We start from the raw sequence: 9,640 nt of genomic DNA, 5'->3' as shown, positions 1-9,640 counted from the left end.
TGCTCGCCGTCTTACCCACGGCGCGCAGCGCGGCGCCCGCCGCCCGGCGCAGGACCTCCGGGTCGGATGCCGGGCCCGCCGCCGGCGGGTCGCCGAGACCCGTGAGGACGACCGACCGCGGCCGGACGCCGGGGACGCCGACGAGCCGGGTCACCTCCCCCGCCTTGCCGGTGAGACCGAGGACGTCCACCGCGTCGGCGAGGTGCCGGACTGTCTCCTTCGGCAGTCCCTCGCGAGCGACCGTCGGGCCGTCGGGGCCGGCGGCCAGGCCGAGCACGAGGGCGTCGGCGCTGATGGTGTGGGCGTCGCGGGTCGTCGAGCGAAGGGTCGGCACGGTCGTCACGCTCCTGTGGGGGATGAGGCTCGGGGGATCACTTCGCACCCTAGCGCCGGAGTACCGTGCAGCCGTGACCCAACACCTGCGCCACTCGCCCCTCCACGACCGTCACGTCGCGCTCGGCGCGAAGCTGGCCGACTTCGGCGGCTGGGACATGCCGATCGAGTACGCCGGGGGAGGCGTCGTCGCGGAGCACACCGCGGTCCGCGAGCGGGTCGGCCTCTTCGACGTGTCCCACCTCGGGACGGCGAGCGCCACCGGGCCGGGCGCGGCCGCATACGTCAACTCCTGCCTGACCAACGACCTGACGCGCATCCCCGTCGGGAAGGCGCAGTACACGCTGTGCTGCACCGAGACCGGAGGGGTCGTCGACGACCTCATCCAGTACCTGCGCGGCGACGACGACGTCTTCCTCGTCCCCAACGCGGCGAACACGGCGACGGTCGTCGACCTCCTGCGGGCCGGCGCACCGGAGGGGGTCGAGGTGCGCAGCAGCCACGGGGAGTTCGGCATCGTCGCCGTCCAGGGCCCCCTCGCCGACGAGACGCTCCAGGCCCTCGGGCTGCCGGTGGGCCACGACTACATGTCGTTCGTCGACGCCTCGTGGAACGGCGTGCCGATCGTCGTGTGCCGCACCGGGTACACGGGGGAGCGCGGCTACGAGCTCGTCGTCCCGAGTGACCGGACGCCGGCCGTGTGGGACGCCCTCGTCGAGGCCGCCACCCCGCTCGGCGGGCGGCCGGCCGGGCTCGGGGCCCGGGACACGCTGCGGACCGAGATGGGCTACCCGCTCCACGGCAACGACCTGTCCCTCGACATCACGCCCGTCATGGCGAACCTCGGCTGGGCGGTCGGCTGGGACAAGGAGTCCTTCTGGGGCAAGGCGGCGCTCACCGCCGAGCGGGCCGCCAAGCGCACGCGGCTCTCGCGCGGTCTGGTCGTCACCGGCCGCGGGATCCCGCGGGCGCACTGCGCCGTCCGCTCCGGCGACGGCGCGACGGTCGGCGAGGTGACGTCGGGGACCTTCTCGCCGACGCGGAAGCAGGGCATCGCCCTCGCGCTGCTCGACCGCTCGGTCGCCCTCGGCGACACGGTGGTCGTCGACGTCCGCGGTCGCGACGTCGGGGCCGAGGTCGTCCGCCCGCCGTTCGTCCACGTCGGCGTCCGGGAGGGCTGAGGTGGCCGACGCCTGGACCTGGTCGTATGCCGACGCGTCCGGCGCGCCCGTCGAGGGGGACCGGCTGACGCGCGTCGAGTTCCCCACGCAGGCCGACGCCGAGAGCTGGCTGTCGGAGGCCTGGGCCGACCTCGCCGACGCGGGGGTGGAGGCGGTGAGCCTCTGGTGCGACGGCGAGCTCGTCTACGGGCCGATGAGCCTGTCCGCCGGCTGACCGGTCCGTCGCGGGCTCACTGGGCGGTCCAACGGAACCACCGGATGCCGACGACCCCGAAGACGACGATGTAGCCCACACTCGCGACGATCGCATACGTGTCGACGCGGGACCACGGAGCGAGGCTGAGCGCCGCGGCGAAGAGGTTGATGAGGGCCCCGACCGGTGTCCAGTCGGCGAACCGCTCGAACCCGTCGCCGAGGGCGCCGGTCAGGCCGAGCAGGCCGACGAGGAGCAGGACCGCATACGCCACCCGGCTCACCGCGCTCACCGCCGCCGCCGAACGGACCAAGCCGGCGAGCGCTTGGCCGATGCTGAGGAACATGGCCGCGCCGAGCACCGAGATGGCGACCATGAGGAGGTACTCGACCGCGCCGAACCGCACGTGGAGGATGAGGCTGCCGACGGCCATGACGACGATGGAGGTGACGAGGTTGGCGGCCAGCTGGACGACGAGACGGCTCAGCATGATCGCCCAGGGGGGCGTCGGTGTGACCCGTAGCCCGTCGAAGACGCCGAGCTCGCGGTCCCGGGCGACCATCGCGGAGTAGCCCATCAACGCCGAGGACAGCAGACCGTAGGTGATGGCGAGCCCGACGACGAAGCCGGCCCCGCGTCCGAGGTTCCCTCGCGAGGTGACGGCGACGATGACGAGGGGCACCGCGAGGTTGAGGATGACGGTCTGGCGACTGCGCGCGAGGACGGTGAGGTCGGCACGCATGAGCGATCGGAGGGTCATCGCCAGGGACGGGATCGTGGCGGCGGTGGCCTCAGTCACGGATCATCCTCCCGGTCAGGCCGATGAAGACGTCCTCGAGCGTCACCTCGCCGTGTGCGACGGCGCGGACCCGGGGGTCGTCCCGATGGCTGCCGACGAGCTCCTCGGGGGTGCCCGCCGCGACGAGCGCGCCGAGGTCGACGATCGCGACCCGGTCGCAGACCGCCTGGGCCTCCTCCATGGAGTGGGTGGTCAGCAGGACGCTGCCACCGTCGGCCCGACGGGCCTCGATCCGGTCCCACAGCTGACGGCGCGACTGTGGATCCAGGCCGGTCGTCGGCTCGTCGAGGAGCAGGATGGGCGGCTCGTGCGCCGTGGCGACGAGAAGAGCCAGGCGCCGCTGCTGCCCACCGGAGAGCTTCCGGAACGGCTTGCCCGCCTCCCGCTCGAGGCCGGCCTCGCGCAGCCGAGCCCGGATCTGCCCCCGGTCCAGTCGGAGCCCGTGGAGTCCGGCGAAGAGCCGGACGATCTGGGCGATGGTCAGCTCGGGCTGGAAGCTGGACGCCTGCAGCAGCACGCCGACCCTCGCCCGCACCGAGAGCGGCGCCTCCCGGACGTCGACGCCATCGATCGTCACGCGTCCGCCGTCGGGGGTGAGAAGTCCCTCGATCGCGCTCAGGGTGCTCGTCTTGCCTGCCCCGTTCGGTCCCAGCAGCCCGAAGATCTCGCCACGCCGCACCGAGAAGCTCAGTCCCGACACCGCGACGCGGCTCCCGAATCGCACGACGAGGCCGTCGACGGTCAGGCTCGGGGGCCGGCAGTCCTCAGGCACACCGGGTCACGGCCGCCCTGACAGGCCGGCTGGGAGGCATGGACGGCTCCCTCCCGTCTCCCACGAGACGTCACGGATGTGATCGGTCCTCGAGTATATATCGCTCAACGTACTATGGAGGTCGATGCGCCGGACTCCCGCCCGTCGGGGCGGCGGCCGGACGACGCCGTCGACCGCCTGAGCGGCGCCGCGACTCCCCGACGGTGAGCAGCACGACGGCGACCGCCTCGAGCGACCAGAGCACGCCACCGGCGAGGAGGACCTTCGGGGTGTAGGTCGCCGAGCCGTGGGCCAGCCCGTGCAGCAGACTCCCCGTGTTCTCGACGAAGATGCCGGCGACGGCCAGACTCGCCCACCGGTGGCCGCGACCGCGCACCCACGCCAGCGACGACCAGACCAGCACCGACAGCGCGAGGGCGACCGCCATGGGCCGGAACGTCGCCGCGACCAGGCCGCGCCACTCAGCCCGGCTGAAGCCGGGATCGCGGGCGAGGATCGTGGTGCGGACCTCGTCGAGGGTGACGAGAAGCGTGGTCAGCACGACGAGACCGACGGCGGCACTCGCATACATGAACCACAGGGCGGCGCGTGTGGGGCGGTCGGAGCGGGGGATGCGTGGCCGCAGTCGCATGACGAGCCCTCCACGCGCCAGATCGAGGCACTCCGCGGGTCCCGGACGGTGCTGCTCGGGCGGGGCGCCGTCGAGCAGCACGGCCAGCACCTCCTCGGCGTGGTCGCGGCGGAACCAGCGGGGATACCAGCGCAGCCAGTTCCGGTACCTCTGCTCCAGGGCGTCCCGGTCGGGTGTCACGGTGTGGATCCTCCGGCCAGCCCCGACCCCAGGCCCAGGCGCCGGAAGGCGGCCGTGGCGTTCGCCTCGAGCCGCTCGGCCTCGGCGGCCAGCTGCTCGCTGCCCTCCGGGGTCAGCCGGTAGTAGCGCCGGAGCCGCCCGTCGACCACCTCTTCCCCCGCGACCCGGACGAGCCCGTCCACGCGCAGCCGGTCCAGGGCCGAGTAGAGCGTGCCCGCCCGCAGCCGGACCCGTCCACCGGAGATCTGGGCGACGTCGGCCATGATCCCGTAGCCGTGCTGGCTCCCCGAGGCGAGGGCCGTCAGGATGAGGAACGTCGCCTCCTGCATGCTCCGCGGCATACAGGCACGATATGCCGCCGAACGGGGCGTGCGAGGTCAGGCCGGGTACTGGCCCCGGGCGACCTGCGGCTTGGGCATCCGCATCCGGCGCATCTGGAAGCTGCGCATGATGGCGTACATCGCCAGGCCGCGCGGGATCTCGCCGGGGGCGAACTTCGTGCGGACCCGCTTCTTCACCTTCTGCCACAGGATGACCGAGTCGATGATCGCGAGGAGGATGACTCCGTAGACCCCGATGAACATGATCTGGTAGGCCGCCGCGATCCGCACGAACGTCAGCGCGAGGACGAGGATCATGACGGGCAGGAGGAACTCGCCGACGCTCCACCGGGCGTCGACGTAGTCGCGGACGTACCGGCGGACCGGTCCCTTGTCGCGGGCCGGCAGGTACCGGTCGTCGCCGGTGACCATCGCCTGGCGCATCTTGAGCTGCTGCTCACGCCGTTTGACCTTGTCCGTCGAGCGCGCGGCCTTGCGGTCGGTGATGACGAGGGGCTGCTTGCGCGCCGCCTCCTGGTCCTTGCGCTTGGGCGTCGGCCGGTTCTTCGCGCCCTCGCGGACCGGGTGAGCCTCCCCGCTCTCCTCGGTCCCGGCGGCCGTCGCCTTGGTCTTGTCACGTCCGAACACGGGACAAGGGTATGCGGTCTCCTGGCGTCCCCTGCCCACGCCGCTCGGCACGTGCCGGCGCTGAGCCCTCGCACGTGCCGAGAAGATGTCGTCCGAACGCGTTCCGAGCAGCATCAGCTCGGCACGTGCGAGGTCGTCGGTGGCCGGGTCGTGGTCGACCCTCGGGGCGGGTGGTGAGTAGGGTCGGCCGGGTGACCGATGCCGTGCTCAGCGCTGACCACATCGCCGCCGTCCGGGAGCGGGTCGCGGGCCTCATGCCTGCCGTCCGCACCGACCTGGAGGCCCTGACTCGCATACCGAGCGTCTCCCTCGAGGCGTTCGACCCCGAGCACGTCCAGGCGAGCGCCCGGGCGACCGCCGACCTGCTCCGCGCGGAGGGGCTCGACGTCGAGATCGTCGCCGAGGGTGGGCAGCCCGCCGTCATCGGGCACCTCGACGGCCCGCCCGGCTCGCGGACCGTGCTGCTCTACGCCCACCACGACGTCCAGCCGCCGGGCAGCGACGCCGACTGGGACACCCCGCCGTTCGAGCCGACCGAGCGCGACGGGCGGCTCTACGGCCGGGGCGCCGCCGACGACAAGGCCGGCATCATGGCCCACGTCGCCGCGCTGCGGGCCCACGCCGGGAACCTGCCGGTCGGCGTGACGATCTTCGTCGAGGGGGAGGAGGAGGTCGGCTCCGACTCGCTGCCGACGATCCTGCAACGGCACGGCGACAAGCTCGCCGCCGACGCCATCGTCCTCGCCGACTCCCAGAACTGGACGATCGGCGTCCCGGCGCTCACGACGACGCTGCGCGGCCTCATCCGGGTCGTCGTCACCGTCTCGACGCTCGACCACGGTGTCCACTCGGGCATGTTCGGGGGTGCGGTGCCGGATGCCGTCACGGCGCTCATCCGGCTCGTCGCGACGTGCCACGACGAGGAGGGGCACGTCGCCGTCGAGGGGCTGTCGTCGGGCGAGGCGGCCGACCTCGCGTTCTCCGAGGAGCGTCTGCGCGAGGAGTCCGGCCTGCTGCCCGGGGTGTCGACGATCGGGTCCGGGTCGTTCCTCACCCGCATCTGGGCCAAGCCCTCGCTCACGACGATCGGCATCGACGCCCCGTCCGTCGCGACGTCGTCGAACACCCTCGTCCCGACCGCCAGCGCCAAGCTGTCGCTGCGCATCGCCCCCGACGAGGACCCCGACCGCGCCTTCACCCTCCTGAAGGAACACCTGCTCGCCCACGTCCCGTGGGGCGCGACGGTCGACATCGAGCTGGCCGACAAGGGGTCGGGGTTCGCGGCCGACACCGAGGGCCCGATCTACGACCAGGCGCGCGCGGCCTTCGCCGACGCCTGGGGGACCGACCCGGTCGACATCGGCGTCGGTGGGTCCATCCCCTTCGTCGCCGCCTTCGCCGAGCGGTTCCCCGACGCCGCGATCCTCGTCACCGGCGTCGAGGACCCCGACACCCGGGCCCACGGTGCCAACGAGTCGCTCCACCTCGCCGAGTTCGAGCGGGTATGCGTCGCCGAGGCCCTTCTCCTCGCCCGCCTCGGTGCCCTGCCGCGCGAGTAGCCGTTCATCCTCCGCACGCACCGGGAGAGCCTTGCCACTATGAGGTGTGGCCACCTACTATGTAGCACATGGTAGGTGATGCCGCCCGCGACGATCGCGAGACGCTGCTGTTGCGGGGCACGCTCGATCTCGTCGTCCTGGCTCTCCTGCGCACGCCCAACCACGCATACGGCGTCGTCCAGGACCTTCAGGAAGCGGGGTTCGCCCAGACCGGCTACGGCTCGGTCTATCCCCTCGTCACCAGACTGCGCCGCCAGGGCCTGCTCGCCCAGGAGAGCAGGCCAAGCCCGAGCGGACCGGCAAGGAACGTCCTACGCCTGACCCCCGCCGGGTCCGCCGCCCTCCGCGAGTGGGAGGCACGGTGGCGCCACCACAACGCCAGGATCGAGTCGGTCCTCGAGCGAACCACGTCGGGCGCGGTCACAGAGAGGAAGGCTCATGTCTGAGGCGGAGCTGGCACGCAGAGCGGCTGACCGGATCGAGGCCTGGATCGCTGCCGTGGACGCGGAGTGGTGCACGCTTGGGGTACCGCCCCGCGACCGTAGGGCCTGGGCCGTGGCCCTGGAGGAGGATCTCGACGAGTCCGCCGACGCCGGCGCCGACGTCGGGGACCTCCTCGTGGACGACGTCGCCGGCTTCGCTCACGACCTGGCCCTGGCCAACGGCTTCCAACCCGTCGCCGAACCCCGCGACCGCGCCGACGGCACCCCATCGGCGCCGTCCGGTGGCCTCCCCCGAGCCGCCGTCATCGGGGCGGCGTTGGTCGGCGGCGTCCTCGGCGCCTGCGTCGCCTGGTGGGTGGTCTACCCGCTCGGTCTGCAGTCCCTGGGCGAGGTCTCGGACCTCGCCGCCGCCGTCGTCCTCGACACGACCGCCGTGGTGGTCACCCTCGTCGGCGTCGTGGCGGGAGTTCGGTGGCGCCTGCGTGGCCACCCGGCGCTGGGCGTGGGGACCGACGGGCGCGTCGTCCTGGGCGTTCTGGCCGGTGGCGCCGTGGCGACCGGGCCGGTCGTGCTCCTGTCGCGGGCGACGGCATACAGCACGTGGTCCCCCGTCCTCCTCCTGGAGGCTGGTGTCGTCGCCGCCTGCTGCGCCGCCGGCATCGCCGTCACGACCCGATCGGGCCGATCAGGATGATCGCGTGAGCGGTCGAGGTATCGGATGACCGCGACATGGTCGCCGGATACCTCCATCCGCGCCGGCTCGCCGCCACCCCGGCCCCGCCGCCACCCCGGCCCCGCCGCCACCCCGGCCCCGCCGCGACCATGCGGAAGACGGTCCCGGCCGGCACCGCATACGGTGGGGGTTATGGCACAGGGAACGTATGTCGAGACGTCGTTCGAGCGCGACACCCGCTACATCGGCGACCGGATCACGAGCGACGGCACGGGCGAATGGCCCGTGGAGCCCGGCAGGTACCGGCTCGTCGTCGCCCGCGCGTGCCCGTGGGCGAACCGGACGATCATCGTCCGCCGGCTCCTCGGCCTCGAGGACGTCATCTCGATGGGCATCTGCGGACCCACCCACGACAGCGACAGCTGGACCTTCGACCTCGACGAGGACGGGCTCGACCCGGTCCTGAGGATCCCGCGGATCAAGGACGCCTACGAGAAGCGGCAGCCGGGCTATCCCCGGGGGATCACCGTCCCGGCCGTCGTCGACGTGCCGACCGGCCAGGTCGTGACGAACGACTTCCCCCGGATCACCGTCGACTTCGAGACCCAGTGGACGCAGTACGTCCGGCCCGGCGCTCCCGACCTCTACCCCGAGGCGCTCCGGGAGGAGATCGACGAGGTGAACCGGCGCGTCTACACCGAGGTGAACAACGGCGTCTACCGGTGCGGCTTCGCCGGGGAGCAGGCGGCCTACGACGCGGCATACGAGCGCCTGTTCACCGCTCTCGACTGGCTCTCCGAGAGGCTGGCGACCCGGCGCTACCTCGTCGGCGACACGATCACCGAGGCCGACGTCCGGCTCTTCACGACGCTCGCGCGCTTCGACCCCGTCTACCACGGCCACTTCAAGTGCAACCGGAGCAAGCTGAGCGAGATGCCGGTGCTGTGGGCGTATGCGAGGGACCTGTTCCAGACGCCGGGCTTCGGCGACACGACCGACTTCGTCCAGATCAAGCGGCACTACTACGTCGTCCACCGCGACGTGAACCCCACGGGCATCGTCCCCGACGGACCGGACCTGACGAACTGGGCGGAGCCGCACGGCCGCGAGGCCCTCGGCGGGCGGCCGTTCGGCGACGGGACCCCTCCCGGTCCGCCGCCGGCCGGCGAGCGCGTGCCCGTCGACCACAACCCGCTCCTGGACGAGGAGGGGATGGTGCGCGTCGCGCGCTGAGCCCCCCGTATGCCGGGCTGCCCCGCCGCGTCCCTCCTCGCACGTGCCGAGAAGATGTCGTCGCGACGCCGTTCCGACGACGACAACTCGGCACGTGCGAAGAGGGGGCCGAGGGTCGACGTCACGGGTACCCTCCCCTCGTGCGAGTCCTCATCGCTCCGGACTGCTTCACCGGGACGCTCACCGCGACACAGGCCGCCGAGGCGGTCGCCGAGGGCTGGACGGAGGCCGCGCCGCACGACGACCTGACGCTGCTGCCCCTCTCCGACGGGGGCCCGGGCTTCCTCGACGTCCTCGCCTCGGCGATCGGCGGCGACATGGTCCTCACGACGGTGAGCGACCCCCTCGGCCGTCCCGTGCCCGCGGCGATCCTCCTCGTCGACGAGGAGGGCCGGCGCACGGCCTACGTGGAGTCCGCCCAGTCCGCCGGGCTCCACCTGCTCGCCGCCGACGAGCGCAACCCGGCGCTCACGAGCACCTGGGGTGTGGGGGAGCTGCTCGACCTCGCCGTCCGCGAGGGCGCGACGCGGGTCGTCGTCGGCCTCGGCGGGAGCGCGACGAACGACGCCGGCGCCGGCATGCTCGCCGCCCTCGGGGCCGGGCCCGCCCTGCACCGCCACGAGGAGGAGCTCCGCGAGGGCGGCATCGGGGTGCGGCTCATCTTCCAGCCGGCCG

General features: G+C 72.8%; 13 protein-coding genes. 7 read left to right on the top strand and 6 right to left on the bottom strand.

Annotated features, from left to right (window positions below; translation table 11 throughout):
- Positions 1-334: M17 family peptidase N-terminal domain-containing protein (locus BN12_RS15070; RefSeq protein WP_327152659.1), on the bottom strand; the 334-nt coding region annotated here is incomplete at its 3' end.
- A 73-nt stretch (positions 335-407) separates the two neighbouring features.
- On the opposite strand from BN12_RS15070, the gene gcvT reads away from it, so the two are divergent.
- Both gcvT and BN12_RS15060 read left to right on the top strand, forming a co-directional pair.
- Positions 408-1,514 carry a glycine cleavage system aminomethyltransferase GcvT gene (gene gcvT / locus BN12_RS15065; protein WP_048553712.1) on the top strand — a complete coding sequence of 369 codons (1,107 nt, stop codon included), beginning with the start codon at positions 408-410 and terminating at the stop codon, positions 1,512-1,514.
- A 1-nt stretch (position 1,515) separates the two neighbouring features.
- On the top strand, positions 1,516-1,728 hold the full coding sequence (locus tag BN12_RS15060) for a hypothetical protein (RefSeq protein WP_048553711.1): 213 nt from the start codon (positions 1,516-1,518) through the stop codon (positions 1,726-1,728).
- Positions 1,729-1,744: 16 nt separating this feature from the next.
- Here BN12_RS15060 and BN12_RS15055 read toward each other — a convergent pair whose 3' ends face one another.
- From BN12_RS15055 to BN12_RS15035, 5 genes are all read right to left on the bottom strand, one after another.
- Positions 1,745-2,506, bottom strand: a complete 762-nt coding sequence (locus BN12_RS15055; RefSeq protein ID WP_048553708.1) for an ABC transporter permease — start codon at positions 2,504-2,506, stop codon at positions 1,745-1,747.
- Positions 2,499-3,278: an ABC transporter ATP-binding protein gene (locus BN12_RS15050; RefSeq protein ID WP_048553706.1), complete on the bottom strand. Its 780-nt coding sequence runs from the start codon at positions 3,276-3,278 to the stop codon at positions 2,499-2,501. The genes BN12_RS15055 and BN12_RS15050 overlap by 8 nt, the downstream gene beginning before the upstream one ends.
- A gap of 112 nt (positions 3,279-3,390) precedes the next feature.
- Positions 3,391-4,089 carry a hypothetical protein gene (locus BN12_RS15045; RefSeq protein WP_048553705.1) on the bottom strand — a complete coding sequence of 233 codons (699 nt, stop codon included), beginning with the start codon at positions 4,087-4,089 and terminating at the stop codon, positions 3,391-3,393.
- The gene (locus tag BN12_RS15040) at positions 4,086-4,430 is read right to left on the bottom strand and encodes a PadR family transcriptional regulator (protein WP_200901225.1); all 345 of its coding nucleotides are present in this window, start codon (positions 4,428-4,430) and stop codon (positions 4,086-4,088) included. The genes BN12_RS15045 and BN12_RS15040 overlap by 4 nt, the downstream gene beginning before the upstream one ends.
- Before the next feature lie 36 nt (positions 4,431-4,466).
- Positions 4,467-5,057: a DUF3043 domain-containing protein gene (locus tag BN12_RS15035; RefSeq protein WP_048553704.1), complete on the bottom strand. Its 591-nt coding sequence runs from the start codon at positions 5,055-5,057 to the stop codon at positions 4,467-4,469.
- A 191-nt stretch (positions 5,058-5,248) separates the two neighbouring features.
- On the opposite strand from BN12_RS15035, the gene BN12_RS15030 reads away from it, so the two are divergent.
- The 5 genes from BN12_RS15030 to BN12_RS15010 all read left to right on the top strand — a co-directional run.
- A complete protein-coding gene (locus BN12_RS15030; protein WP_048553702.1) occupies positions 5,249-6,616 on the top strand; it encodes a dipeptidase in 1,368 nt (455 codons plus the stop codon).
- Positions 6,617-6,684: 68 nt separating this feature from the next.
- Complete coding sequence (locus tag BN12_RS15025) at positions 6,685-7,062, top strand: PadR family transcriptional regulator (protein WP_048553701.1); 378 nt, start codon at positions 6,685-6,687, stop codon at positions 7,060-7,062.
- 109 nt (positions 7,063-7,171) lie between these two features.
- Positions 7,172-7,753, top strand: a complete 582-nt coding sequence (locus BN12_RS15020) for a hypothetical protein (protein WP_048553699.1) — start codon at positions 7,172-7,174, stop codon at positions 7,751-7,753.
- A 171-nt stretch (positions 7,754-7,924) separates the two neighbouring features.
- Complete coding sequence (locus BN12_RS15015; protein ID WP_048553696.1) at positions 7,925-8,965, top strand: glutathione S-transferase family protein; 1,041 nt, start codon at positions 7,925-7,927, stop codon at positions 8,963-8,965.
- 140 nt (positions 8,966-9,105) lie between these two features.
- Positions 9,106-9,640 (top strand): glycerate kinase (locus tag BN12_RS15010; RefSeq protein ID WP_162233089.1); only part of this gene is annotated, 535 nt, incomplete at its 3' end.

Source organism: Nostocoides japonicum T1-X7 (assembly GCF_001046855.1).
Classification (GTDB): Bacteria; Actinomycetota; Actinomycetes; order Actinomycetales; family Dermatophilaceae; genus Nostocoides; species Nostocoides japonicum.
Note: the sequence above shows the minus strand (reverse complement) of the source record. Positions and strands in the feature narration are given on the sequence as shown.